Annotated in this window: 27 protein-coding genes and 3 pseudogenes; 14 read left to right on the plus strand and 16 right to left on the minus strand. The window is 59.9% G+C overall.

Going from position 1 to position 23,978, the window contains the following annotated elements; all coding sequences use genetic code 11:
* Window positions 1-231: 231 nt before the first annotated feature.
* The 6 genes and pseudogenes from AC3IP0_RS27445 to AC3IP0_RS27470 form a co-directional block, all read right to left on the minus strand.
* Window positions 232-1,470, minus strand: coding sequence for a heme biosynthesis protein HemY (locus AC3IP0_RS27445; RefSeq protein WP_489317653.1), 1,239 nt, complete (start codon window positions 1,468-1,470; stop codon window positions 232-234).
* Window positions 1,467-2,642, minus strand: a complete 1,176-nt coding sequence (locus AC3IP0_RS27450) for a uroporphyrinogen-III C-methyltransferase (RefSeq protein WP_489317654.1) — start codon at window positions 2,640-2,642, stop codon at window positions 1,467-1,469. The genes AC3IP0_RS27445 and AC3IP0_RS27450 overlap by 4 nt, the downstream gene beginning before the upstream one ends.
* 16 nt (window positions 2,643-2,658) lie before the next feature.
* Window positions 2,659-3,426 (minus strand): uroporphyrinogen-III synthase, encoded by a 768-nt coding sequence (locus AC3IP0_RS27455; RefSeq protein WP_489317655.1) that lies wholly within the window; start codon window positions 3,424-3,426, stop codon window positions 2,659-2,661.
* Window positions 3,423-4,364: a hydroxymethylbilane synthase gene (hemC, locus tag AC3IP0_RS27460; protein ID WP_489317656.1), complete on the minus strand. Its 942-nt coding sequence runs from the start codon at window positions 4,362-4,364 to the stop codon at window positions 3,423-3,425. Before hemC ends, AC3IP0_RS27455 begins: the two co-directional genes overlap by 4 nt.
* A 138-nt stretch (window positions 4,365-4,502) precedes the next feature.
* Complete coding sequence (locus AC3IP0_RS27465; protein WP_008048635.1) at window positions 4,503-5,249, minus strand: LytR/AlgR family response regulator transcription factor; 747 nt, start codon at window positions 5,247-5,249, stop codon at window positions 4,503-4,505.
* Window positions 5,246-5,362, minus strand: a pseudogene (locus AC3IP0_RS27470) (sensor histidine kinase); the annotation flags it as partial. The gene AC3IP0_RS27465 and the pseudogene AC3IP0_RS27470, both read right to left, overlap by 4 nt.
* A 347-nt stretch (window positions 5,363-5,709) precedes the next feature.
* Between AC3IP0_RS27470 and argH the strand changes: the two are divergent.
* A complete protein-coding gene (gene argH, locus AC3IP0_RS27475; RefSeq protein WP_008001478.1) occupies window positions 5,710-7,104 on the plus strand; it encodes an argininosuccinate lyase in 1,395 nt (464 codons plus the stop codon).
* A 110-nt stretch (window positions 7,105-7,214) separates the two neighbouring features.
* Here the strand turns inward: argH and AC3IP0_RS27480 are convergent, their stop codons facing one another.
* Window positions 7,215-7,874: a glutathione S-transferase family protein gene (locus tag AC3IP0_RS27480; RefSeq protein WP_489317657.1), complete on the minus strand. Its 660-nt coding sequence runs from the start codon at window positions 7,872-7,874 to the stop codon at window positions 7,215-7,217.
* Between the two features lie 124 nt (window positions 7,875-7,998).
* Here AC3IP0_RS27480 and AC3IP0_RS27485 point away from each other — a divergent pair, with 124 nt between their 5' ends.
* The 3 genes from AC3IP0_RS27485 to AC3IP0_RS27495 all read left to right on the plus strand — a co-directional run bounded on the left by AC3IP0_RS27485 (window position 7,999) and on the right by AC3IP0_RS27495 (window position 11,818).
* On the plus strand, window positions 7,999-8,283 hold the full coding sequence (locus tag AC3IP0_RS27485; RefSeq protein WP_046039010.1) for a hypothetical protein: 285 nt from the start codon (window positions 7,999-8,001) through the stop codon (window positions 8,281-8,283).
* 251 nt (window positions 8,284-8,534) lie between these two features.
* The gene (locus AC3IP0_RS27490) at window positions 8,535-8,780 is read left to right on the plus strand and encodes a TIGR02647 family protein (RefSeq protein WP_057712785.1); all 246 of its coding nucleotides are present in this window, start codon (window positions 8,535-8,537) and stop codon (window positions 8,778-8,780) included.
* Between the two features lie 194 nt (window positions 8,781-8,974).
* A complete protein-coding gene (locus tag AC3IP0_RS27495; protein WP_489317658.1) occupies window positions 8,975-11,818 on the plus strand; it encodes a class I adenylate cyclase in 2,844 nt (947 codons plus the stop codon).
* A gap of 6 nt (window positions 11,819-11,824) precedes the next feature.
* Here AC3IP0_RS27495 and rnk read toward each other — a convergent pair whose 3' ends face one another.
* From rnk to cyaY, 3 genes are all read right to left on the minus strand, one after another.
* Window positions 11,825-12,235: a nucleoside diphosphate kinase regulator gene (gene rnk / locus AC3IP0_RS27500; RefSeq protein ID WP_008050852.1), complete on the minus strand. Its 411-nt coding sequence runs from the start codon at window positions 12,233-12,235 to the stop codon at window positions 11,825-11,827.
* Between the two features lie 226 nt (window positions 12,236-12,461).
* Window positions 12,462-12,683: a DUF1289 domain-containing protein gene (locus AC3IP0_RS27505; protein WP_489317659.1), complete on the minus strand. Its 222-nt coding sequence runs from the start codon at window positions 12,681-12,683 to the stop codon at window positions 12,462-12,464.
* 4 nt (window positions 12,684-12,687) lie between these two features.
* Window positions 12,688-13,020: an iron donor protein CyaY gene (gene cyaY / locus AC3IP0_RS27510; protein WP_489317660.1), complete on the minus strand. Its 333-nt coding sequence runs from the start codon at window positions 13,018-13,020 to the stop codon at window positions 12,688-12,690.
* A gap of 209 nt (window positions 13,021-13,229) precedes the next feature.
* Between cyaY and lptM the strand changes: the two genes are divergently transcribed.
* From lptM to AC3IP0_RS27540, 6 genes are read left to right on the plus strand one after another with little or no spacing between them, the layout of a single operon-like run.
* Entirely contained in the window at window positions 13,230-13,406 is a 177-nt protein-coding gene (lptM, locus tag AC3IP0_RS27515) for an LPS translocon maturation chaperone LptM (RefSeq protein WP_150716244.1), read from the plus strand.
* 12 nt (window positions 13,407-13,418) lie between these two features.
* Window positions 13,419-14,666 (plus strand): diaminopimelate decarboxylase, encoded by a 1,248-nt coding sequence (gene lysA / locus AC3IP0_RS27520; RefSeq protein WP_223455380.1) that lies wholly within the window; start codon window positions 13,419-13,421, stop codon window positions 14,664-14,666.
* Between the two features lie 4 nt (window positions 14,667-14,670).
* Window positions 14,671-15,501 (plus strand): diaminopimelate epimerase, encoded by an 831-nt coding sequence (gene dapF / locus AC3IP0_RS27525; protein WP_489326332.1) that lies wholly within the window; start codon window positions 14,671-14,673, stop codon window positions 15,499-15,501.
* Between the two features lie 13 nt (window positions 15,502-15,514).
* Window positions 15,515-16,240 (plus strand): DUF484 family protein, encoded by a 726-nt coding sequence (locus tag AC3IP0_RS27530; protein WP_489317662.1) that lies wholly within the window; start codon window positions 15,515-15,517, stop codon window positions 16,238-16,240.
* Window positions 16,241-16,242: 2 nt separating this feature from the next.
* Window positions 16,243-17,142 (plus strand): tyrosine recombinase XerC, encoded by a 900-nt coding sequence (xerC, locus tag AC3IP0_RS27535; RefSeq protein WP_489317663.1) that lies wholly within the window; start codon window positions 16,243-16,245, stop codon window positions 17,140-17,142.
* A complete protein-coding gene (locus AC3IP0_RS27540; protein ID WP_489317664.1) occupies window positions 17,139-17,846 on the plus strand; it encodes an HAD family hydrolase in 708 nt (235 codons plus the stop codon). The genes xerC and AC3IP0_RS27540 overlap by 4 nt, the downstream gene beginning before the upstream one ends.
* A 99-nt stretch (window positions 17,847-17,945) precedes the next feature.
* Here the strand turns inward: AC3IP0_RS27540 and sutA are convergent, their stop codons facing one another.
* The 4 genes from sutA to glnK form a co-directional block, all read right to left on the minus strand.
* Window positions 17,946-18,269: a transcriptional regulator SutA gene (gene sutA, locus AC3IP0_RS27545; protein ID WP_046038997.1), complete on the minus strand. Its 324-nt coding sequence runs from the start codon at window positions 18,267-18,269 to the stop codon at window positions 17,946-17,948.
* 101 nt (window positions 18,270-18,370) lie between these two features.
* On the minus strand, window positions 18,371-18,796 hold the full coding sequence (locus AC3IP0_RS27550; protein WP_008015517.1) for a secondary thiamine-phosphate synthase enzyme YjbQ: 426 nt from the start codon (window positions 18,794-18,796) through the stop codon (window positions 18,371-18,373).
* Between the two features lie 213 nt (window positions 18,797-19,009).
* Window positions 19,010-20,347: an ammonium transporter gene (locus AC3IP0_RS27555; protein ID WP_150724914.1), complete on the minus strand. Its 1,338-nt coding sequence runs from the start codon at window positions 20,345-20,347 to the stop codon at window positions 19,010-19,012.
* A gap of 35 nt (window positions 20,348-20,382) precedes the next feature.
* Window positions 20,383-20,721 carry a P-II family nitrogen regulator gene (glnK, locus tag AC3IP0_RS27560; protein ID WP_002555808.1) on the minus strand — a complete coding sequence of 113 codons (339 nt, stop codon included), beginning with the start codon at window positions 20,719-20,721 and terminating at the stop codon, window positions 20,383-20,385.
* A gap of 408 nt (window positions 20,722-21,129) precedes the next feature.
* Here glnK and AC3IP0_RS27565 point away from each other — a divergent pair, with 408 nt between their 5' ends.
* Together AC3IP0_RS27565 and AC3IP0_RS27570 are read left to right on the plus strand one after the other, a co-directional pair.
* Window positions 21,130-21,390 carry an accessory factor UbiK family protein gene (locus tag AC3IP0_RS27565; RefSeq protein WP_046038993.1) on the plus strand — a complete coding sequence of 87 codons (261 nt, stop codon included), beginning with the start codon at window positions 21,130-21,132 and terminating at the stop codon, window positions 21,388-21,390.
* Window positions 21,391-21,485: 95 nt separating this feature from the next.
* Window positions 21,486-21,674: pseudogene (locus tag AC3IP0_RS27570) on the plus strand (BRO-N domain-containing protein); the annotation flags it as partial.
* Window positions 21,675-21,725: 51 nt separating this feature from the next.
* On the opposite strand, the gene AC3IP0_RS27575 reads toward AC3IP0_RS27570, so the two are convergent.
* Window positions 21,726-22,031 carry a HigA family addiction module antitoxin gene (locus AC3IP0_RS27575; protein ID WP_489326334.1) on the minus strand — a complete coding sequence of 102 codons (306 nt, stop codon included), beginning with the start codon at window positions 22,029-22,031 and terminating at the stop codon, window positions 21,726-21,728.
* Between the two features lie 8 nt (window positions 22,032-22,039).
* A pseudogene (locus AC3IP0_RS27580) lies at window positions 22,040-22,192 on the minus strand (type II toxin-antitoxin system RelE/ParE family toxin); the annotation flags it as partial.
* 280 nt (window positions 22,193-22,472) lie between these two features.
* Between AC3IP0_RS27580 and AC3IP0_RS27585 the strand changes: the two are divergent.
* Both AC3IP0_RS27585 and AC3IP0_RS27590 read left to right on the plus strand, forming a co-directional pair.
* Window positions 22,473-22,919: a hypothetical protein gene (locus tag AC3IP0_RS27585; protein WP_489326336.1), complete on the plus strand. Its 447-nt coding sequence runs from the start codon at window positions 22,473-22,475 to the stop codon at window positions 22,917-22,919.
* A gap of 93 nt (window positions 22,920-23,012) precedes the next feature.
* Entirely contained in the window at window positions 23,013-23,792 is a 780-nt protein-coding gene (locus AC3IP0_RS27590; RefSeq protein WP_489326337.1) for a hypothetical protein, read from the plus strand.
* Window positions 23,793-23,978 lie beyond the last annotated feature (186 nt).

The following is a 23,978-nucleotide window of genomic DNA, read 5'->3' on the forward strand; positions in this document are numbered from 1 at the left end:
CGGTAGAGGAAAGCGCGACAGCCTTTCAAGGCAAGTGCCCACAGAGACTTCAGCGCAGGAGTAGGGAAATCCCGACGCAGGCGAGAGGATAAAATGTAGTCCTCTGTAGGACTTTGCCTGCGACGAAATTTTGCGACTGAATTTCAACCCGTCATCGCACTGCGGCGAGGGCGATTGCTCCCTCGTCGCAGGTCATCGCTCAGGCGCCGGAGCCCGGCGCCAGCGAATGGCTCAAGCGCGGACTGGCACTGGCAGAGGGGCCGCGAGCAAGCGCTCATCCAACAACCCCAGGCCTTCCTGAAACAGCTGGTTGCTGCGCTCGGCATCGCCCATTTGCGCCAGCAAGCGTGCCAGCTCGGCACAGGCTTCCGGATTGCGTTGTACACGCAGGCTGCTTTCCAGATAGTCCCGGGCCTTGCCCCATAAACTGTTTTGCAGGCATAGACGACCCAGTGTCAGCAGCAGGCCCGGATCAGCCGGATGGTCCTTGAGCCAGCCTTCGGCGGCCTGCAGCTGGCGGGCCGGATCATTGCCGCGAACCAGTCCGTAGAGCCGTGCCAGATGACTGTCGTAGCTGCGTTTGAGCGCAGTGCGCAGCACTTCTTCGGCCTCGACCTGAGCCCCCAATTGCCGCAGTTGTTCGGCATACGCGAGCACCAGTTGCGGCTCCTGACGCTGTGCCGAAGTCAGTTGTTGCCAAGCACGTTCCAGCGATTGCTTCCCCACCGTTCCGTCTTCTTCCCGTTGCGCCGCCAGGGACAGGTTCGCCCCCCAGGCCCGACGCTCCAGCTCGGCGAGTTCGGCCGCCGGCAGGATTTTGTCCTTGCGCAGCTCCGGCAGCAGGCGAATCACTGCCGACCAGTCACCACGCTGCGCAAGCAGGCGCTGCAACTGGCGCAGGGTCTGTGCGTTATGAGGATGGCGTTCACGCATGGCTTGCAGGGTGGCGAGGGCGCCTTCGGTATCACCGCGATCGGTCTGTAACTGGGCGTGGCTCAAGGCGATCGCCAACTCGGCCTGAGGCTGACGCTCCAGGGCGCGCTCCAGCAAGTTGTCGCTTTCTTCGTAATTGCCTAGTTCGTTCGCGGCACGGGCAGCGCCGAGGTAGTAAAGCAGCGGCTGGCGCTCGGCTTCGGCGGCCCGATGCAAGTGCCGTTGCGCACTGGCCCAGCGACCTTCGGCCAGGTCCAGCTGACCGTGCTCGATCGCCACCTGCACCCGACGGCTACGGTTACGCCGTGACCACGGATTGACCACGCCACTGGAAGCCATCACCAGTTCGACCAGCGACTTGATGCCCCAGATCACCAGCCAGAGCACAGCCACCAGCGCCAAGGTAGCCCACAGGCTCGACTCATAGCGGAACGTCTTGTAGGCAATCAGCACATAGCCGGAGTGTTCGGCAATCGCCAGCCCCAGGGCAGCGGCAGCGGCGATCACGAGGAACACGATCACATAGAGGCGTCTCATGGCGTGGCCTCCGGCGCGGCGTTCGCGGCAGGCCTGGTCAGTGGCTTGACCGAATCCTCGGCGTTGACGTTGCGCCGTTCCAGATACCCCTGCACCGCACTCAGGGTGCCGGTCATGTCCGGCGTGACGACGGTGACAGGTTGCTTGCTCAACTCGGCGACCTGCTCAAGCATGACTTTGCTTTGTGCGTTGTCCGGGTTGAAGTTGCCCTTGAGGATGTCCCGCGCCTCGTCCAGCACCTGGGAGTAAACCGCCGCCTGGCCATTGAGTGCGGCCCACTGCGCTTGCTCCAGCGCCAGGCTCAGGGCCAGGCGTACCTGACTCAGGCTCTGGCCGGCCAGCAATGGGCGAACGTTTTTGTCGGCATTGAAATCGATGCGGATGTAGCGCGAAATCTGATCCCACCATTGCGCCCAGCGACTGGCACCATCGCCATCGGCAGTCAGGCCCAGCAATGAATCGCCACGGTCCTTGTACTCCGGCGCCAGCTCGGTGAGGCTGGCCACTTGATCGCGCAACGCGCCCAGACGCAGGAACAGCCCGGTGCGATCCGGTTGTTCGGTGCTGCGCAAGGCGATCAGGGTCTTGGCCACCTGCTCGCGAGCGGCAAAGGAGCCCGGGTCATTCTGCTCACGCAGTATCTCGTCGGCACCCTGGACCAATGCCTGGGCACTGCTGATGTCCTGCAAGGCGGACAGTCGCAGGCTGGCCAGACGCAGCAGGTGCTCGGCCTCAGCCAGACGCCAGTCCTTGCGACTGGCGCCGAGTACGGTTTCCAGCCGTTGGTTCAAACGCTGCTGATCACCTTGCAGCTGAATCACCAGACGGCTGCGCGCTTCCAGTTCATCGGCGGGAGGCAATTGCGCCAGGCGTGCACTGAGGCGCTCCTCATTGAGCTTGAGACTTTGCGCTTGGTCATTCAGCGCCTGCACCTGACTCAGTTGCTGCTGATTATTGGCCTGCAGGTGTCGCACCTGCCAGACACCCCAACCGCCCACCGCTACACCGGCCGCACCCAACAGCAGCGCGATGATCGCCAGACCATTGCCTCGACGCTGCTCGGCAGCAGGTGGCGGCGGCGGCATTTCATCAACAGGAGCATCAACAGGTGCATCAACAGGTGCATCAAGCACCGGTCGCGAGTCATCTTTAGGCAAGGCTGTTTCGCTCACGTATCCATCCTTTGCATCAGAAAACGGGTACGGGGTGCTCCCGTAACGCCGTCAGCAAGGCCGCGGCACTGGCGCCGCGACAATCCACAACTGTTTTGGCCCCGGCGGCACGCGCCATTTCGGCAACCCTGGGGCTCGGTACAAACAACGGCAACCGCGCCAACTGCGGCCAGACATCGCCGGCCAGTTGATGCAGGTGCTCAAAACCTTGTCCACTGCTGACCACCAGCCCGTTCAGGCGTTCCGCCTGGATCCGTTGCGGTAGCAGTGTCGGCGGGTAAATCGGCAATCCTCGGCGGTACAACTCCAGATACTCGACACTAGCACCAAGCTCACGCAAACGCTCAGCCAGCAACTCGCGACCGCCCTCCCCGCGCAAGATCAGCACTCGCGCATCGGGTTGTGCGATAGCCTCGCGCAATCGGGAAAGTTCGAGCAAGGCTTCACTGTCATCGCCTTCTGCCGGGAAGCTCACGTCCAGCCCGTGATCTTCGAGGATCTGCGCAGTCGCCGCGCCGACGCTGAACCACTTCACACCAGGCGGTGACAACCAATATCGCTCGAGCAGTTCGACGCCGATCCGGGCGGCCGGCTTGCTGACCACGATGACGGCGCAGAACTGATCCAGCGCCTGAATCACCTGGCGCATTGTGTCAGTGGCCGCAATGGGCATGATGTCCAAAAGCGGCAGACTGTTACTGAATATCCCCTGCTCGGCCAAAAGGCTGCTCAGCGCCTCCGCTTCTTCGGCGGGACGCGTCAGCAGCAAGCGCCAGCCGATCACTCGTGACCAGCCTCGCCATAGACCGCTTTGAGGATGGCATCGGCCCCCTGGCTGAGCAGGTCTTCGGCGACTCGCACACCCAGCGCCTCGGCATCGCCGCGAGGGGCGCGGGCTTGTGCGCTGAGCAGCAGGCCACCGGCTGGATCGCCCACCAATCCGCGCAACCAGACCTGCTCACCTTCCAGCACGGCGTAGCAGGCAATCGGCACCTGGCAGCCGCCATTGAGGTGCTTGTTGAGGGCTCGTTCGGCGGTCACGCGGGTGGCGGTGTCCTGGTGATGCAGGGGGGTCAGCAACGCATGGATTTCACTGTCGGCGCTGCGGCATTCGATACCCACCGCGCCCTGGCCACCGGCCGGAAGGCTGTCGTCAACGCTGATGGCCGAGGTGATGCGGTCTTCGAATCCCAGGCGGATCAGGCCGGCAGCGGCGAGGATGATGGCGTCGTATTCGCCGGCATCGAGCTTGGCCAGGCGGGTGTTGACGTTGCCGCGCAGGAAGCGGATTTGCAGGTCCGGGCGACGGGTCAGCAATTGAGCCTGGCGGCGCAGGCTGGAGGTGCCGACGATGCTGCCCTGAGGCAACTCATCCAGGCTGGTGTAAGTGTTGGAAACGAAGGCATCGCGCGGGTCTTCCCGCTCGCAGATGCAGAACAGACCGAGGCCTTCGGGGAAGTCCATCGGCACGTCCTTCATGGAGTGCACGGCGATGTCGGCTTCATTTTCCAGCAGCGCGGTTTCGAGTTCCTTGACGAACAGGCCCTTGCCGCCGATTTTCGACAGCGGTGAGTCAAGCAGCTTGTCACCACGGCTGACCATGGGAACGAGGGTCACCAGCAGGCCCGGATGAGCCGCCTCAAGACGAGCTTTGACGTATTCGGCCTGCCACAGGGCGAGAGCGCTTTTGCGGGTGGCGATGCGGATCTGGCGAGAGGACATGGATCAATCCGTACTGAATAGATACGACGGATAATAACAGCTCAGTCAAATCCACTTTGACTTGTATCAGATACTACTCGGCCTCCCTGGCCCCGGACGTCCGGCAATCGGGTGTAAAATTGGCCTGCGAACAGCTGTTTAAAGCTGTTGCATCATTTTGCGCACCCCAGCCACATGACGACGGCTGACGATCAGCGCATCACCGTTGAGACCTTTGAGGAACAACTGAAAATGCCCCAGGGGTGTGCGTTGCAATCGCTCGATACGCTCGCGGGCGACCAGTGCATTGCGATGGATACGCACGAAACGGTCACCGAATTCATCTTCGAGAGCCTTGAGCGGCTCATCGAGCAGCACTTCGCCGCTTTCGTGGCGCAAGGTCACGTATTTATGGTCGGCAATGAAATACACCACCTGATCCAGCGGAATCAGCTCGATCCCTTTACGGGTTCGGGCGCTGATATGGCTGCGCGGGCCGTTGCCGCTTTCGGCAGCAGGGCGGGTCAGGGCGGCGAGCTGGGCACGATTGGGGCGCTCGGCTCTCTTTAATGCGTCATGTAATTGTTCAGTTCTCACAGGTTTCACCAGATAGCCTACGGCGCTGGCCTGTAAGGCTTCCACGGCAAATTCATCGGGCCCGGCGCAGAACACCACGGCGGGCGGAGTTTCGCGTTCACACAACCGCGCAGCCACTTGCAGCCCATCGAGGCCGGGCATGCGGATATCAAGCAGCACGATATCCGGCTTGTGGCTGTCGATCAGTGCCAACGCCTCTTCGCCATTCGTGGCACTAGGCTCCAGGACACTGTATCCCTCGAGTTCGCCAACCATTCGGCTCAGGCGCTCGCGGGCCAAGGGTTCGTCATCAACGATCAGGACATTCATATTGCGCTGGATTCCTGCGTGAGTCTCGCACAAGGATAGCGTAGACAGGTGAAGTGACATCCGTCACCGCGATCCACGCTAAGACTAGCGCGAGCGTCAAAAAGTGCCGTTGGTCCGGCGGCTAAATTTTCATCTGCCGGGCGATTGGCGGCCCAGGCCCGCGTTGGCGACGCATCGCCACAGGGTTTGCTGATACGCAATATGAACACCCCACTCTTTTTATAGTCAGCGGCTGCACCGAGAAGTGCGCTGATCCTACTGTCCAACTGTAGACGGTTGCCGGGACGATATAGCTCAATTGGAAAATATCGTTCGGCAAAAATGCGCGGGTCTTGCCCGGGCCCAGGCTTTCTCCCCCAAAAAAACGTATCGACCAGTGTCAGCGACAGGATTGGCAACCCTGTTATTATCCGCGCCAGCGTTCCACGCCTTCTTACTTCAAGCCGATACGAGCGAATTCATGAGCACTGACAAGACCAATCAGTCCTGGGGCGGCCGCTTCAGTGAACCCGTCGACGCCTTCGTCGCCCGCTTCACCGCCTCCGTCACCTTCGACCAGCGCCTGTATCGCCACGACATCATGGGCTCGATCGCCCACGCCACCATGCTGGCCAAGGTCGGCGTGCTGACCGATGCCGAGCGCGACAGCATCATCGATGGCCTGAACACCATTCAGGGTGAAATCGAGGCCGGTCAGTTCGACTGGCGCATCGACCTCGAAGACGTCCACATGAACATCGAGGCACGCCTGACCGACCGCATCGGTGTGACCGGTAAAAAACTGCACACCGGCCGCAGCCGTAACGATCAGGTCGCCACCGACATCCGTCTGTGGCTGCGTGACGAGATCGACCTGATCCTGGCCGAAATCACCCGTCTGCAAAAAGGCCTGCTGGAGCAGGCCGAGCGCGAAGCCGCCAGCATCATGCCGGGGTTCACCCACCTGCAGACCGCACAGCCGGTGACGTTCGGACACCACATGCTGGCCTGGTTCGAAATGCTCAGCCGCGACTACGAACGCCTGGTCGACTGCCGCAAGCGCACTAACCGCATGCCGCTGGGCAGCGCGGCGTTGGCCGGCACCACCTACCCAATCGATCGCGAATACACCGCCCAACTCCTGGGTTTCGACGCGGTTGGCGGCAATTCGCTGGACAACGTCTCCGATCGTGATTTCGCCATCGAATTCTGCTCGGCGGCCAGTATCGCGATGATGCACCTGTCGCGTTTCTCCGAAGAGCTGGTGCTGTGGACCAGCGCGCAGTTCCAGTTCATCGATCTGCCCGACCGTTTCTGCACCGGCAGCTCGATCATGCCGCAAAAGAAAAACCCGGACGTGCCGGAGCTCGTGCGTGGCAAGACCGGTCGCGTATTCGGCGCGCTGATGGGCCTGCTGACCCTGATGAAAGGCCAGCCCCTGGCCTACAACAAGGACAACCAGGAAGACAAGGAACCGCTGTTCGACGCCGCCGACACCCTGCGCGACTCGCTGCGGGCCTTTGCCGACATGGTGCCGGCGATCAAACCCAAGCACGCGATGATGCGCGAAGCAGCCCTGCGCGGTTTCTCCACTGCCACCGACCTGGCCGACTACCTGGTGCGTCGCGGCCTGCCATTCCGTGATTGCCACGAAATCGTTGGCCATGCCGTGAAGTACGGCGTGGACAGCGGCAAGGACCTGGCGGAAATGAGCCTGGAAGAACTGCGCAAGTTCAGCGACCAGATCGACCAGGACGTGTTCGCCGTGCTGACCCTGGAAGGCTCGGTCAATGCCCGTAACCACATCGGCGGCACCGCGCCGGCGCAGGTGAAGGCTGCCGTGGCTCGCGGCCAGGCGTTGCTCGCCAGCCGCTAAATCGCCAAAAGCTTCGCGAGCAGGCTCGCTCCCACACTGGATAGTGTTCGCACATCCAATCCAGTGGGAGCGAGCCTGCTCGCGATGACTGTCTTCAAAACCCCACAGAACTACTTCTTGGCAGCAATCATCGCCATGAACGCCGGCATCGCGGCCTCCCGGTCCGCCGCCACACGCTGCACATTCGGATTACCCCCCAAAAACTCCAGCAGCGCCTTGGCCTTCGGCATCTCGGCCAACAGATCGATGTCAAACAACTTCTTGGCGACCCCACACGCCAGCGGCACGCTGAACAGGAAATACAAATCCGCCACGCTCAAGCTGTCGCCAGCCACGTAAGGGCTGAATTTGCCGTGCCGGCCCAGCGCCGCCATCCCCAGCAACAATTCGGCTTTGGTTTTTTCCTTGATCGCTTCCGGCTGGGTCATGCCGAAAAAGGCTTCGGGATAGCAGGCCCGGCCTGGCAATTCGATGTACAGCTCGATTTCCCTGGCCAGTGCCAGCACCTGCGCGCGCTCGAACGGATCGCTCGGCAGCAGCGGCGTGCCTTTCTGGCTTTGCTCGATGTATTCGAGGATCACGCTGGTTTCATTGATGAAGCCCTGCTCTACCTGCAGCACCGGGACCTTTCCGCGAGGGCTGATGGCCAGTGCCTCGGGGCTGGTGCCCGCGTAAAACGGTACTTCTTCGAAGGGCAGGCCTTTTTCCAGCAGCGCCAGTTTGACCATGTTGTAGTAGTTACTGACGGAGAATCCATAAAGCTTGATCATCACAAAGCCTCCAGGCCATGCGGGGTGGGCAGTGCCTGTTTATAGAACGCTGCCGGGATTCTTGCCAGCAGCATCACGCCGCTGAATGCGGGTAAACTGGCCGCCTTTCCCTGAGGAGCCTGCCATGAGCGAGCCAACCGATATCGACAACGACGAAGAAGAGTTCGCCGAAAGTACCCTGATCCAGGCCATCGAAAACCAGATCGAAAGCGACAACCCGCCGGCTGCCAAAGCGACGTTCAACAAGCTGACGCTGGTGGGTTACGAGCGCGAAGAAATTCTTAACCTGATGGCTCACGTTTTGGCGGTAGAAATCGACGCGATTCTCGAAGAAGACCGCGCGTTCAACACTGAATGGTACGAAGCTGCCCTGCGCGCATTGCCCGAGTTGCCGCCGGAAAAGCAGTAAGCATCGACACCGATTCCTGTGGCGAAGGAGCAAGCTCCCTCGCCACAAAATGCCGCTCCCACACATTTTGTTGCCAATCCCGCCTGCCGTCTCCCGGCACCTGACTACACTGGAAACACCCCGCTGCCCCACCATCCACCGGGGGAAGGCTACCCAAGGCAAAAAACCCTGTCGCGAGCACTGGACATGCCGCGCAAGTGGGCTCACCTTAGGGGCGCTGTCGTCCAATTCCTAGAAAGTCTGGAGTCCTTATGTCGCTTACCCCTGAGTTGGTTGCCGAACTGGAAGTCCTCGCACTCTTCAACCTGGACAGTTCCCAGGAAGGTCTGAAAATTCATCAGACCGCTGCCCCGAAACACATTGCCGCCGCCAAACGCCTCTTTGAAAAAGAACTGACCGACCAGCCTGATGGCGGTTACCTGACAAGCCTGGGTCGTGACGCCGCGCAAAATGTGCAAACCGTGCTGACCATTCTTAACGCCGAAGTAACAGCCTGAATTCTGCCGCATCGCCCACGGAGACCCCGATCCAGGGATTTCCGCGGGCACATTCCCCTGATTTCTGTCTCCATCCGTTAGAAATCTGACGCCAGAAAAACAAAATCAGCTTAAAAGTCCTCGCCTCAAGGCGCTAAACTGCCCCTCATCCGAAGAGCCCCACGTCCGAGCCCTGCGAGCCGGTTTGAGCTGACATGACGCGCACCCATGAAATCCGCCCTGATCTGGACGAGGGAATCGACCGCAAGGTTCTCAGCCAGCTGCGCGCACGCTTTCTGAAACTCAACGAAGGACGCATGGCTCGTGCCATGGAAGGGTTGTCGACCCGCCAGCAAGGGGTCCTGACCTTGCTGCCGCTGTTTTTCCACGTTAACCATCCGCTGTTGCCCGGCTACGTTTCCGGCAGTACGCCGGCCGGGCTGTCGAATTTCGAACCGGATGCCAATGTCCTTGCTGAAGCCCAGCGCCTGACCCGCTCGTTTTCCTACAAACCGCGCCACGGCAGCAACCCGCCAAGGCCGATTCACGGACTGTTCCTGATGGGCAGCCTCGGCACCCTGGCGCAGGCCGACCAGAGCGACATGGATGTGTGGGTCTGCCATGGGCCGGACCTGACCGAGAACGAACTCGCCGAGCTGCGCAAAAAATGCCAGTTGCTGGAAACCTGGGCCGCCAGCCAGGGCGCAGAAGCGCATTTTTTCCTGATCGACCCGAGCCGTTTCGTCCGTGGCGAGCGCGATACCCAGCTGAGCTCAGAGGATTGCGGTACCACCCAGCACTACCTGTTGCTGGACGAGTTTTACCGCACCGCGATCTGGCTCGCCGGGCGCACACCGATCTGGTGGCTGGTGCCGGTCTACGAAGAGTCGAGCTACGACCGCTACACCCATGCCTTGATCTCCAAACGCTTCATTCGTGCCGATGAAACCCTCGACCTCGGCAACCTGGCCTACATCCCTCCCGGCGAATTTATCGGTGCCGGGCTCTGGCAGTTGTTCAAGGGCATCGAGTCGCCTTACAAGTCGGTACTCAAGCTGCTGCTGACCGAGGTTTACGCCAGTGAGCACCCCAGGGTCCATTGCCTGAGCCTGCGCTTCAAGCAAGCGGTGTTCGCCAACCGCCTCGACCTCGACGAACTGGATCCGTACGTCGTGGTGTACCGGCGCATCGAGGAATACCTTATTGCCCGCAACGAACCGGAACGGCTGGAACTGGTGCGTCGCGCGCTGTACCTGAAGGTCAATCGCAAACTCACCGGCAACAGCCGCACCCAGAGCTGGCAGCGCTCTTTGCTCGAACGCCTGGCCCACGAATGGCACTGGGACCAGCGCCAACTGGCCCTGCTCGACAGCCGCAGCCAGTGGAAAGTCCGCCAGGTCAGTTCCGAGCGGCGGGCACTGGTCAACGAGCTGAACTACAGCTACCGCTTCCTCACCCAGTTTGCCCGTCACGAACAAACGGTCAGCCGCATCAACAAGCGCGACCTGAGCGTTCTCGGCCGTCGCCTGTACGCCGCTTTCGAGCGCAAGGCCGGCAAAGTCGAATTCATCAACCCCGGCATCGCCCCGGACCTGGCTGAAGACACCCTGACGCTGGTGCACGCACCGAACAAGAAGGAACCGGGGCAAAGCCAGTGGGGCTTGTACAACGGCAGCCTGACGGCACTGGAGTGGGAGCATTTCGCGCCGATCAAACGCAGCCGTCACTTGCTCGAACTACTGACCTGGTGCCACCGCAATGGCGTGATCGACAGCAGTACCCGCCTGGCCTTGCACCCCGGCACCAGCGACTTGAGCGAATTCGAACTGTTCAACCTGCTCGGCAGCCTGCAACAGACCATCGCCCTGCCCTTGCCCACCGTCGCCGAGGAACCTCTGCTGCGCGCCAGCGTGCCGAGTGAAGTGCTGATTTTGGTGAATGTCGGCATCGATCCGCTCAAGCACCATCGCGACCTGAACATCCTCATGACCACCGAACGCACCGACTCCCTGAGCTACGCCGGTGTCAGGGAAAATCTGGTGCTAACCCTGGACCAGGTCACGCTAAACAGCTGGAATGAGGTGCTGGTCGGTCGCTACGACGGCCCCCACTCCCTGCTCGACTGCATCCGCGACTACCTCAACAACCTGCCGGCCGGGCCACAACAGCCGAAGCTGAGGGTGCGTTGCTTCTGCCATAACCGCGCGCAGTTCATTGCCCAACGGGTCGAGGAAATCCTCGATACCGCGCAGAACCTGCTGCTGAGCCGACTCAATCATCGCTACCTGATCCAGGTCCAGCAGCACTACCACGTGCTGGAGTTGGTGCCGGGCCAGGTCCAGCACATCGCGCTGGCCACTCTGCCGGCACTGATCGATTACCTGGGCAAGGAAATGGCGAGCTACAGCCCGTTGCACCTCGATCCGAAGGCACTGGAAGACCACGACCTCGCGCTGTTCCTGCCAACGGGCCAGCCGGACTGCATTCAAGTGTTCTACCGGGTCAACGAAGATCAGGCTGATCTGTACGTGCTCGATGAGTTCAACGCCCTGTGGCAGCAACGCCTGCCCTGGCACGATGAGCAAAGCCTGCTGGTGCCGCTGCAGCGTTTCCTGCAATCGATCCAGTACCGTCGCGATGCCCTGCTGCCGATGGACGCGACCCACCCCTTGAGCCTCGACACCCTGTATTGCCAGTTGCTGCCGTCAGGCCCTGGCCGGGCGCGCCGCATCGAAGCCCGACCCGTACCGCAGACGCCAGTGAACAAACCGTTCTACGACGTGCAGGCGATCGTCGGCAAAGCCGCACCGAGTCAGGTGCAGGTGACGTTGTATTGCAATCAACGGGAGTTTTCCGAGCTGGAACATGGCGACCAGTTGTTCCGCGTGGTCGCCCGGGAAATCGTCGGGCAGCGCCGGGAAACCGAACGCTACCGCTGCTACATCACCGATCTCGACCTGTCAGGCCTGCTCGGTGAAGGGCAGAGTTCCACCCATCTGTACCTGCGCTACAAAGCTGACCTGGAGCTGGCATTGAACGAGGCGCTCGATCAGGCCTGAGAGATGTCACTCTGGGAACGCGCCGCCATTGGCCGGCTGCGATTCGACTTCCAGCAGCGTCAGCTTCAGGGTCTTGCCGCCCGGAGCCGGCCAATCGATATGCTGGCCAACCTTCAGGCCGAGCAGCGCGCTGCCCACCGGCGCCAGGATCGAGACCTTGCCTTCGTCGGCGTTCGCATCCTTGGGGTACACCAGGGTCAGGTGGTAGTCCTTGCCACTGCCTTCTTCGCGGCAATGCACACGGGAATTCATGGTCACGACATCCGCCGGCACTTCATCGTGGCCGACCAGGGTATCGGCGCGATCCAGTTCGGTTTGCAACGCGATAACGCCCGGCAGCGTGTCATCCAGGCTGTCGATCAGACGCTCCAGACGCTGGACGTCCAGACGGGTAAGGGTGATGGAAGGTGCGGTCATGATCAGGGCAGACTCCTTTCTTCTGCACGAAAAAAGCAAAACCCCGCCAGAAAAGGCGGGGTTTTCACAAGCCTCGATGGGTTGAGGCATATCCGGACACTATCACAGCTCAAAAAATATACAAGCCGCCACCCGGCGGCGTAGGAGCTGCCGTAGGCTGCGATCTTTTGATCTTGTTCTTCGGCAATCTTCAGAGCTGCCAAAAGATCGCAGCCTTCGGCAGCTCCTACAGAGCGCCGGCCTTGCGATTCGAAGCCTGCTCACAAATCACCCGCCGACGTTCGTCATCGGCCGAACGCCATTCGCGGATGTCTTCGACGTGACGGAAGCAACCCAGGCAGACTTTCTGCTCGTCCAGCCGGCACACACCGCTGCACGGCGATGGCACCGCCGGGCTGACGTTGCTATAGAGCGGCTTGGGCGCACGGACAGGTGCAGGCTGGGTCACGATCTCACAGGCCTTCGAAATCGAGCTCGACACCGGCCTGCTGCTGGACGATACGCACAAGCATTTCACCCAACTGCTCTTCGCTCTTGTCGCACATCCAGCGCTCGCTTTCTTCGTCATAGTCGAAGTGGAAACCACCGGACACCGCCGCCAGCCACAGCTGACGCAGCGGCTCCTGGCGACTGAAGATCAACTGGCTGCCGCTCTCGAACTTGACGGTCAGCACACCGGCCGAGCTTTCGAGGTCGATATCCAGGTCGCTCTCGTCAAAGATGTCCTCCAGGGTTTGCTGGGTGGCATCGACAAGGTCATGGAAACGCGCTTCGGACAAACTCATTACGGCAACCTCAAAAAGTGTCTGATCAGGCTCAAGCGCCGCAAGATACGACCGAGCCCCGTCGATTGCAAAGAATAACGACCTGTGGGATTGCATGATACCAACCGGCCGCGGCCCAAGCCCCGCCGGACGGGCGGTCCGTTGCATAGGCAAGCTGCCGGGTGGCCGGTATACTCCGGCGCAATTAATGCATTTTCAAGGATTTCGCCATGAAGCGCCTGATCTCTTCCCTTGCTGCGCTCCTCGCGGTTGCCTGCCTTGTGTCGGCCTGCGGTCAAAAAGGCCCGCTGTACCTGCCCGATGCAGACCAGGACCCTGTCGAGCAAGCCAAGTCGTCGCAGCAGCAGCCTGCTTCCAAAGCACACAAGCACGACGTCTACCAATAATAAGGGAACCTCATGGACGCTTTTAACTACCGTGACGGTGAACTGTTCGCGGAAGGTGTTGCCCTGTCTGCCATCGCCGAGCGCTTTGGTACACCGACCTACGTTTACTCGCGCGCACACATCGAAGCCCAATACCTGGCTTACGCCGATGCACTGGCCGGCATGCCGCACCTGGTGTGCTTTGCTGTAAAGGCCAACTCCAACCTGGGTGTACTGAATGTCCTGGCGCGCCTGGGCGCCGGTTTCGACATCGTCTCCCGTGGCGAACTGGAACGTGTACTGGCCGCTGGCGGCAGCGCCGACAAGATCGTGTTCTCCGGCGTTGGCAAAACCCGTGACGACATGCGTCGCGCCCTGGAAGTCGGCGTGCACTGCTTCAACGTCGAATCCACCGACGAGCTGGAACGCCTGCAAGTGGTCGCCGCCGAACTGGGCGTTCGCGCGCCGATTTCGCTGCGTGTGAACCCGGACGTCGATGCCGGCACCCACCCGTACATTTCCACCGGTCTCAAAGAGAACAAGTTCGGCATCGCCATCGCCGACGCCGAAGACGTGTACGTGCGTGCCGCGCAACTGCCGAACCTGGAAGTGGTCGGCGTCGATTGCCACATCGGCTCGCAACTGACCACCCTGCCGCCGTTCATCGACGCCCTCGACCGCCTGCTGGGCCTGGTCGATCGCCTCGGCGATTGCGGCATCTACCTGCGCCACATCGATCTCGGTGGTGGCCTGGGCGTGCGATACAAGGACGAGGAGCCGCCACTGGCTGCCGACTACATCAAGGCCGTGCGTGAACGCCTCGACGGTCGTGACCTGGCGCTGGTGTTCGAGCCGGGCCGCTTCATCGTCGCCAACGCCGGTGTATTGCTGACCCAGGTCGAATACCTCAAGCACACCGAGCACAAAGACTTCGCCATCGTCGACGCGGCCATGAACGACCTGATCCGCCCGGCGCTGTATCAGGCCTGGATGGACGTCACGGCCGTGCGCCCGCGCACCTCCGCTGCCCGCGCCTACGACATCGTCGGCCCGATCTGCGAGACCGGCGACTTCCTGGCCAAGGATCGTCAGCTGGCGCTGGAAGAAGGCGACCTGCTGGCCGTGCATTCGGCCGGTGCCTACGGGTTTGTCATGAGTTCCAACTACAACACCCGCGGCCGTACCGCAGAAGTGTTGGTGGACGGTGATCAGGCATTTGAAGTGCGTCGCCGTGAAACGGTAGCCGAGTTGTTTGCTGGCGAAAGCCTGCTGCCGGAGTAAAACCATGCTGCTGCGTTTTACCAAGATGCACGGCCTGGGCAATGATTTCATGGTCCTCGACCTGGTCAGCCAGCACGCGCATATCCTGCCCAAGCACGCCAAGCAATGGGGCGACCGGCACACCGGCATCGGTTTCGACCAGTTGCTGATCGTTGAAGCGCCGAGCAATCCGGACGTGGATTTCCGCTATCGGATCTTCAACTCCGACGGTTCCGAAGTGGAACAGTGCGGCAACGGTGCGCGCTGTTTCGCCCGCTTCGTGCTCGACAAGCGCCTGACCGCAAAGCGGCTGATTCGCGTCGAGACCAAAAGCGGCATCATCGAGCTGGACGTTCGTAGCGACGGCCAGATCGGCGTGAACATGGGCGCCCCGCGTCTGGTGCCGGCGGATATTCCGTTCCAGGCGCCGGAGCAGGCCAAGAGTTATCAGGTCGACGTCGACGGCACCCCGGTCGATCTGGCCGCAGTGTCCATGGGCAACCCCCATGCCGTGCTGCGGGTCAGCGATATCAACAATGCACCGGTGCATGAACTGGGGCCGAAAATCGAACACCACCCGCGCTTCCCGGCGCGGGTCAATGTCGGTTTTCTCCAGGTCATCGACCGGAGCCGCGCGCAGTTGCGCGTCTGGGAACGTGGAGCCGGGGAAACCCAGGCTTGCGGAACCGGCGCCTGTGCCGCCGCAGTGGCCGCGATCAGCCAGGGGTGGATGGATTCGCCACTACTGATCGACCTGCCTGGCGGGCGCTTGTCCATCGAATGGGCAGGCCCTGGCCAACCGGTGATGATGACCGGCCCGGCAGTGCGCGTATATGAAGGACAAGTGCGTCTTTGAGTGAGCGAAATCCATGACCGACAAGCCTCAGGTACCCGCACGACAAGCTGACGAATCACCGACCGAAAGCCTGGAGGCGGCGGCTGTAGCCGCGTACCTGGAGGCTCATCCGGACTTCTTCGTCGAGCACGAAGAACTGCTCCCGTCCCTGCGCATTCCCCATCGACGCGGCGATACCGTGTCGCTGGTGGAGCGTCAGATGACGATCCTGCGCGATCGCAACATTGAACTGCGTCATCGCCTGTCGCATTTGATGGACGTGGCCCGGGACAACGACCGCCTGTTCGAGAAGACCCGTCGCCTGATCCTCGCGTTGATGGATGCTGCCAGCCTGGAAGACGTGGTGATGTGCGTCGAAGACAGCCTGCGCCAGGAATTCCAGGTGCCCTTCGTCAGCCTCATCCTGCTCGGCGACAACGCCATGCCGGTGGGCCGCTGGGTTACTCACGCCGAAGCTCAAGTGGCCATCGGCGGCTTGCTCTCGGAAGACAAAAGTGTCAGCGGCAGCCTGCGCGAGCATGAACTGGACTTCCTGTTCGGCGAAGAACAGCGCAAGCAGATCGGCTCCACCGCGGTCGTCGCCATCAGCCACCAGGGCATCCACGGCATCCTGGCCATCGCCAGCCGTGATCCGCAGCACTACAAAAGCTCGGTGGGCACCTTGTTCCTGAGCTACATCGCTGAAGTCATGGGTCGCGTGCTGCCACGGGTCAACAACTCCCTGCGCTCGGTACGCTGAACATGGAACGACAACTGGACGCTTACTGCGAACACCTGCGCAGTGAGCGGCAGGTGTCGCCGCACACGCTGTCGGCCTACCGCCGCGACCTCGATAAAGTGCTGGGCTGGTGCGTCAAACAGAACATCGGCAGCTGGACGGCGCTGGACATCCAGCGCCTGCGCAGCCTGATTGCCCGCCTGCATGCCCAAGGTCAATCGTCCCGCAGCCTGGCGCGATTGCTGTCGGCCGTTCGCGGGCTCTATCACTACCTGAACCGCGAAGGCCTGTGCGACCACGATCCGGCCAATGGCCTCGCGCCGCCCAAAGGCGAACGCCGCCTGCCGAAAACCCTCGACACCGACCGCGCCCTGCAACTGCTGGAAGGTGGTGTGGAGGATGACTTTCTGGCACGTCGGGACCAGGCGATTCTCGAGCTGTTCTATTCCTCCGGCTTGCGGCTGTCGGAGCTGACGGGGCTCAATCTCGATCAGCTCGACCTGGCTGACGGCATGGTCCAGGTGCTCGGCAAGGGCAGCAAGACCCGACTGTTGCCGGTGGGCCAAAAGGCTCGCGAAGCACTGGAGCAGTGGCTACCACTGCGGGCCATGGCCAACCCGGCGGACGATGCGGTGTTTGTCAGCCAGCAAGGCCGCCGTCTCGGCCCCCGGGCGATCCAGGTGCGGGTCAAGGCTGCCGGCGAACGCGAACTGGGGCAGAACCTGCATCCGCACATGTTGCGGCACTCCTTCGCCAGCCATTTGCTGGAATCCTCCCAGGACCTGCGCGCGGTGCAGGAACTGCTCGGCCACTCGGACATCAAGACCACGCAGATCTACACCCACCTGGACTTCCAGCACCTGGCCACGGTCTACGACAGCGCCCACCCAAGGGCCAAACGCATTAAGGGCGACGATTCATGAGCATTCAGTTGATCACCTTCGACCTCGACGACACCTTGTGGGACACCGCCCCTGTCATCGTCAGCGCCGAAGCCGTTTTGCGTGAATGGCTGACCGAGCACGCACCCAATCTTGGGGCGGTGCCGGTGGAGCATTTGTGGAGCATTCGTGAGCGCGTATTGAGCAACGAGCCTGGCCTCAAGCACCGTATCAGCGCTCTGCGTCGACGGGTGCTGTTCCATGCACTGGAAGAGTCCGGCTACACCCATGCAGAAGCCTCGGACCTGGCGGACAAGAGCTTTGAAGTATTCCTGCATGCCCGGCATCAGATCGAAGTGTTTCCGGAGGTCGAACCGACCCTGGAAATCCTCGCCAATCATTACGCCCTCGGCGTGGTCACCAATGGCAACGCCGATGTGCGTCGGTTGGGCCTGGCGGATTATTTCAAGTTTGCGCTGTGCGCCGAAGACATCGGCATCGCCAAACCCGACGCGCGATTGTTCCAGGAGGCCTTGCAACGCGGTGGCGCGACCGCTGAAACGGCGGTGCACATTGGCGATCATCCGGGCGATGACATTGCCGGTGCGCAGCAGGCGGGAATGCGGGCGATCTGGTTCAACCCGGCGGGCAAGGTATGGGAAGCCGACCGCCTGCCCGATGCGGAGATTCGCAGCCTGACCGATTTGCCGGCGTTGCTGGCGCGGTGGAACTCGGTGTCGGCCTGACGAAAAAACCTGTGGGATCACCACAGGTTTCATTTTTTTGTTTCAGGCATGAAAAAGCCCGCAGCGACGGCGGGCTTTTTCAGCAAGCGGGTAGCAGGCTCAGATAGGCCGGCTGCCGTACTTGTTGTCCGGCTTCTTGGGCGGATCGGCGACCACATTGGCCTCCACTTCCTGCACCTTGCCACCCTTGGCCAAAAACTCCTCCATGGCCCGCGCGAGAGCATCGCGTTCCTTGTTCTTGGCTTCGACACTCGGCAGCTCATCGACCGATACCGCTGCCTTGGCCTTGCCTTTGGCGGCCGGAACCGGCGCATCACCGCCGTCGTCTTCAGCGACGTCTTCCGCCGCTGCTTCCAGACCTTCTTCGGTTTCGTCGTCGTCGCCTACTTCGAGGTCGTCGTTTTCCAGATCATCGTCGCTCATGTTCTACCTCATGACTTGCGAAAAGCAGATTAGTTATAGCCCAGCTTTGCCCTCTGTCGAAGGCTGCCGGAAAAAAATCAACAGCCGCTGCTGACCAGCGGCTATGCCTCTTCACCGTGCACGGTGGCGAGGACTTTACGGGCACCGCCATGATCACGGTGCTCGCCCAGATAAACGCCTTGCCAGGTCCCCAACGCCAACCGGCCTGCCGAAATCGGCAAACTGAGCTGACAGCCAAGCACGCTGGCCTTGAAGTGCGCCGGGAGGTCGTCCAGGCCTTCGTCGTTATGCTCATAGCCGTCTGTTCCTTGTGGGATCAGACGATTGAAAAATCGTTCGAAGTCGCGACGTACCGCCGGATCGGCGTTCTCGTTGATGGTCAACGATGCCGAGGTATGCTGCAGCCACAAATGCAACAGACCGACCCGACACGCCTTGAGTTCAGGCAAGCCGGCGAGTAACTCGTCCGTTACCAGGTGAAAGCCCCGGGGCCTTGCCCGCAAGGTAATCAGAGTCTGTTGCCACATACAGTTCTCCGCACGTTCGGGGCGCATTCTAGCGCGCTCTGGGAAAAAACAAAGGCCCTAATATTCCTTCAATCCTGTAAGCCTTTGGCTGCACAAAAACACCCGACGTAAACATCGTAAAACCTGTAGGAAAAAACCTTTCAGCTCAGCCTTCAATGACAAATTCCAGACAAAAAAATGCCCGGCAAGCCGGGCAGTTTTTTACGCGCTTGCTTACAAGTTGTAGCCGCGTTCGTTGTGAAGCGCCAGATCGATGCCGACCGCTTCTTCTTCTTCGTTGATACGCAGGCCCATGACCGCATCCAGCACCTTGAGGATGATGTATGTAGCGATCGCGGTGTAGATCACCGTGAAGCCCACGCCTTTGCACTGAATCCACACTTGTGCGGCGATGTCGGTCACGGTGCCGAAGCCACCCATGGACGGAGCAGCGAACACGCCGGTCAGGATTGCGCCGAGGATACCGCCGATACCGTGCACGCCGAAGGCGTCCAGGGAATCGTCATAGCCGAGCTTGCGCTTGAGGGTGGTAGCGCAGAAGAAGCACACCACGCCAGCCGCCAGACCGATTACCAACGCGCCCATCGGGCCAACGGTGCCGGCAGCCGGGGTGATTGCCACCAGACCGGCAACCACGCCCGAAGCGATGCCCAGCGCGCTAGGCTTGCCGTGGGTGAGCCACTCGGCAAACATCCAGCCCAGTGCAGCAGCGGCGGTAGCGATTTGAGTCACCAGCATCGCCATGCCGGCGGTGCCGTTGGCCGCAGCGGCGGAACCGGCGTTGAAACCGAACCAGCCGACCCACAGCATGGCCGCGCCCATCAGGGTGTAACCGAGGTTGTGCGGTGCCATCGGCGTGGTCGGGAAGCCCTTGCGCTTGCCCAACACCAGGCAGGCAACCAGACCAGCCACACCGGCGTTGATGTGCACCACGGTGCCACCGGCGAAATCGAGCACGCCCCAGTCCCACATCAGGCCACCGTTGCCGGACCAGACCATGTGCGCGATCGGCGCATACACCAGGGTGAACCAGATGCCCATGAACACCAGCATCGCGGAGAACTTCATCCGCTCGGCGAATGCACCGACGATCAGCGCCGGAGTGATGATCGCGAAGGTCATCTGGAAGGTGACGAACACCGCCTCAGGGAACAGCGCCGCAGGGCCGGTCAGGCTGGCTGGCGTGATGCCGGCGAGGAATGCCTTGCCCATGCCGCCGAAGAACGAGTTGAAGTTGACGACGCCCTGCTCCATGCCCGTGGTGTCGAACGCGATGCTGTAGCCATAAATGACCCACAGGACGCTGATCAGACCGGTAATGGCGAAGCACTGCATCATCACGGAAAGAATGTTTTTCGACCGAACCATGCCGCCGTAGAACAGCGCAAGGCCGGGAATGGTCATGAACAGCACCAAGGCTGTCGAGGTCATCATCCAGGCGGTGTCGCCGGAGTTGAGGACTGGGGCCGCCACTTCGTCTGCCGCCAGAGCAAGGCTGGGCATTACGATGGACAACAGGGCTCCTAGCCCTGCGAATTTACGCAGAGTCATATTGTTTTCTCCTGGGGCGTTGGGTTTGTGGCGGCTTAGATTGCGTCGGTATCGGTTTCGCCGGTACGGATGCGAATCGCCTGTTCCAGATTGACCACGAAGATCTTGCCGTCACCGATCTTGCCGGTGTTGGCAGCCTTGGTGATGGCCTCGATTACCCGGTCCAGATCCTTGTCGTCGATGGCGACGTCGATCTTCACCTTGGGCAGGAAATCGACCACGTATTCCGCGCCGCGATACAGCTCGGTGTGACCCTTCTGCCGACCAAAGCCTTTGACTTCAGTGACGGTAATGCCCTGCACGCCGATCTCGGACAGCGACTCGCGTACGTCGTCCAGCTTGAACGGCTTGATGATGGCAGTGACTAGCTTCATGAAAACTCTCTCCCGAATTGGTGGACTTGCCCCAGGAAAACAAACCCGTCTCAAGTCTAAGCGCAGTGCCTGGCTTTGTAACGCATCGTCGGCCCTGACCTGCCCGTCCGACGCCCCTCACGAAACACTCCCCCGCTTCGCTTGGCGCACTGCGTTCGTCAAAGGGACTGCATCAGTGCATGGGTCATCAGGGTCTAAGCAGAAAGCTTGCCATCTCCACAAAAACTACTGTTTTCAAGCCTTTACCCGCAGATGACTGCTACTTCGCAACAACACCCGACGCGATACGCACAACAACGGTGCGACACCGCCCGTCCCCATGCGCGAAAAGCGTGCATCCCTTGCCCGCGCAAATGACTATAGACACTGCGTGATACACTGCCCGTCATTGTTTCCAGGACATTGCCCATGCTCGCGCCAAAAGACTTCCTCGACGCCCTCACCGGCACCGCCTCTCGCCTCTTCAGCGGCGACACGCCTCTGCCGAAAGCTGAAATCGAAAGCCAGTTCAAAATGTTGCTGCAGAGCGGCTTCAGCAAACTGGATCTGGTGAGCCGGGAAGAATTCGATAGCCAGATGGTTGTGTTGGCGCGCACCCGGGCGCGGCTGGAGAGCCTTGAGGCGAAGGTGGCGGAGCTGGAAGCGAAGCTGAATCCGCCGACCGAATAAATTCTGATGTGAAATGCAGCCCCCTGTGTGCGAGCCTGCTCGCGATTGAAGGTCGGAACGACCTTGCGCTTCATCTGTAGGACCTGCCCCAAGGCTCGATCTCAAGCCCGCAACTGAGCCTGCTCAACTGGCCGGAAATATCGTTGAGCCTGCTGCACTGGAACAACCAGCCGTGGATTCGGTTGCAGGATGTGCCGCAGCTATTGCCTGATCAGGTTACCCCCAGGCCTGCTATCAATGCGCCTTGGTGGAAAAGAGCCGCGAAGATGCTTCACGCATTCTGAATAGAAAACCCCACGCTTTCGGCGTGGGGTTCAATAAATCCAAGACAACAATCAGGCGCGGTGCCCAAGCCGCTCGACCTGATCCCGAATCGCAGCCCCTCGTTCAATCTCGGCTTTACGCAAATCGTAAGTCGATTGCAGGTTCAGCCAGAATTCCGGGGGCGTGTCCAGACAGATAGATAACCTAAGAGCCATATCAGCGCTGACACCCCGACGCCGGAGCACAATATCGTTCACCGTAGGTGTCGACACGTTCAACTCTCTGGCCAACGCTGCAGCCGTAAGGCTCAGAGGCTCCAGGTATTCCTCTTTGAGGATCTCGCCAGAATGAACCGGGCGCAAACCATTCTTAGTCATTACTCACCTCAGTGATAATCGACGATTTCGACATTCTCTGGTCCGTTAGGACCCCAAATGAAGCAAATTCGCCATTGAGCGTTGATACGGATGCTGCACTGCCCTTTTCGACCGCCCTCCAACGCTTCCAGGCGATTACCCGGTGGAGATCGAAGATCTAAGTGGGAGCGAGCCTGCTCGCGATAAAGTCGGAACGACCTTCAGATTTACCTGTAGGAATTGCCGAGCCTGCGATCTTTCCGCCCGCAGTAATCCCGGCAATGCCCTACAACGTTCTCGTCCGCGGTCTGATTGCGCCTCAAAGCCACCCTTTCTAAGCTCACTTCTCAAAGCGCGAGCGTTCCACTCGCTCGGAAAAAATTCAGTCCAGCTTGAATAATGGATTATGACGCGTGCGATACACCCAAAGGAATGTTCATAACAACACAAGGAGCAATACCCATGAAAACCTATAAGACTCTGATTGCCGCTTTCACATTTACTGCACTTTATACAGGCCCAGTTGTCGCGGGACCACCTGTAACGGTCACATTTAAAAATCTTGGAAGCCAGACTGCTACGTACATGCCAATAACCAATAACGAGTTCATTACTAAAACAAACGCCTCCCCTACTCCTCAAGCCTCCGTTATTTCAAACAGCTCAAATACATACCTTATACAAAATAATGCAAGTCCTGGTTACACGCATGCCAACTTGCGCTACCAGATCGGCAGTAAAAAATGTGTTTATTTATCAACATTTGTGACTACTCCCGGCCCGGGCGCAACCAAAATCCCCAAATGGAATAACACGGCCACTCCTGACGGCGGTGCTACCTGTACCATCAGAACAACTAGAACAAATCCGTCCACCTATGCTTGGTCAGTAGAAATCACCATGAGGTAAAGCATGCCTCGAGACACAAGGACGCTCGGCAGACCTTACCAACAGTAAAGAAAAATATCATTTCCTACTCATAAAACATCAGGAGCTAAAATTATGATCAATTCAATAAGCAGCCCTGTAAGTAATACCGGTCAAGCCCTGACTGGAACAAGAAAAGTGATATCTATTTTCAATGACGACAGAGGCATCAGCCAAAGCACCTTCCGAGATTCCGCTGGCGCAATTGGCAGCAATACGGTGTCCATGTTAGCGAGCCAATTAAGCGAGGCCTCTATACGCGCCCAGGCTCGCGATATATGGCTGACCAGAACAGAACTGGCCTCGATGGCCAGAAATACATTCAACGAACTGGCAAGCCCTCACTACACCACGAATAAATCAAAACACGATACTGAAGTCCCTGACACAGACAACCCCGAGTTATTAGCACGAGCCAAAAGTGCAACCCAATATACGAGAGGGGCAGGCAATAATCCGTTTTCCGGGATGCCCTTGGATCAGCTGGCTCTGATTACTTACGATGAAAGCGGCACCTTTACCGTCAACGAAAGACGAGCTGCACTGGAAGAATCGGCCAAACAAGAATTTGCATGGCAACAAAAAGTCGTTGCCGAAGCAGAATATGAATACAACACCACTGGAAAGCTAGTGAACGCCTTCCAAAGCATCCTTGATCATTACAAGGGACTTCCCTTAGTGGAGCAAGCACAGTATCCCGACAACTACGAAACAAAACTGCAGGGGTGGATTGATTTGGATTTCAACTATTTCACGCATACTGCAGAAGGCAAAAACAAGCTTGATATCGAAAGTTTCGTAAGTAATGTGCTGACGGGCAGCAGCTTATTTGAAAACACGACATCTTCCAAATAAATCGTTCCAACTAATCGACAATTTTTTAATCCACTCGTGCATTGCAATAGCTTTGGCTAGGGAGCTTGCTCCCTCACCACAGAGGCAAATACGTTGCCCGTCGCACTCTCGCAACATCCTGCGAACATTCCTTACCCACTCTGCACCGCCAATACTTCGCTGCCCGACTACCCTTCACACAACCGC

The organism is Pseudomonas sp. GL_103 (assembly GCF_057835175.1).